The sequence below is a fragment of the Rhodopirellula maiorica SM1 genome, assembly GCF_000346295.1.
GTDB lineage: Bacteria > Planctomycetota > Planctomycetia > Pirellulales > Pirellulaceae > Novipirellula > Novipirellula maiorica.
Window position 1 is genome coordinate 1 of record NZ_ANOG01001046.1, and the last position, 1,233, is coordinate 1,233.

Sequence of the window (1,233 nt, forward strand, 5' to 3'; positions counted from 1 at the left end):
CCTCGATCGCAAGCTCAAGGCAACCGAAGAAGCCGATGGATCGAGCCTCTTTGACCACACTGCTGTGGCGTGGGGATCGAACATCAGCTCCATCCACTACCTGACCAATTGCCCGACGGTTCTCACAGGCGGCGGCGCCAACTTGAAACTCGGCCAACATCTCGTGTTGCCGAAGGACACGCCGCTGTGCAATGTGTGGTTGACGATGCTGCAGGGACTCGGCATCAACACCAACCGACACGGCGACAGCACCAGCGTTGTGAAAGAACTGCTGTAGCCCGACTCTCCGAGTCGGGCAGTCGACTTAAAGAGTCGAGGCAGAATTATATTTAAAAACAACAACAACTGCCCGACTCGGAGAGTCGGGTTACGAATAACGATGATGAATCTTTCTAATCAACCTGAATTTCGGCCCTTCAATCCTGAAGGCGAGATGCGGGTTTACGTGCGCAATCTACCGCATTGGCGACAGCCCGGAGCGACGTATTTTGTGACGTTTCGACAGGACGACTCGATCCCGAAAGCAGTCCTCGCAGAGTGGTTCGATATCCGCGAGCGATGGTACCGGGCACACAATCTGAACCCGCAGTGGAAGCAGACGGATCCCAGCCGTTTCGATTCTGCTTACGCTGCGATTCCGGAAGGCGTCCGACATGCTTTCGAACGTGTGCACGCAAAGATGCTGCATGAAGAACTTGATAAGTGTCACGGAAGCTGCGTCCTGCGACATGCGGAGCCGAGACAGGAAGTCGTGAACTCAATGTCATTCTTTCACAGCCAACGGTTGTGGCTCGGAGACTATGTCGTGATGCCGAATCACGTCCATGCACTCGTGATTGCGTTTGATGGATGGGAGCTGGAAGACTTGCTTGGGTCGATCAAGAAATGGACGTCGCGGCACATTGGTATATGGCTTGAGCGACAACCAGTAGACATACGGCCTGCCGGTCCAGCACATAACAAACCGCGGTTCTGGCAACATGAATCGTACGATCGCATTGTTCGCGATATCGAAGAACTCGATCGATTCCGCAAATACATCTCCGACAACCCATCGAAGGCAAATCTGAAGCCTGACAAGTATCACTATCACGCCGCCGACTGGCTCGACCCGTTCGCACCCCGCCCGTAGCACGACGCTCTCGTAGCTCGACTCTCCGAGTCGAGTGTGGAATAAAACGACTCTCCGAGTCGAATTACAAAAATGACCCAACTCTCCGAGTCGAGTGTGGA

Annotated in this window: 1 protein-coding gene and 1 pseudogene; both read left to right on the forward strand. The window is 54.1% G+C overall.

Annotated features, from left to right (window positions below; all coding sequences use genetic code 11):
• A pseudogene (locus RMSM_RS33990) lies at positions 1–277 on the forward strand (DUF1552 domain-containing protein); the annotation flags it as partial.
• A gap of 102 nt (positions 278–379) precedes the next feature.
• On the forward strand, positions 380–1,132 hold the full coding sequence (locus RMSM_RS33995) for a transposase (protein ID WP_008708415.1): 753 nt from the start codon (positions 380–382) through the stop codon (positions 1,130–1,132).
• Positions 1,133–1,233: the final 101 nt, after the last annotated feature.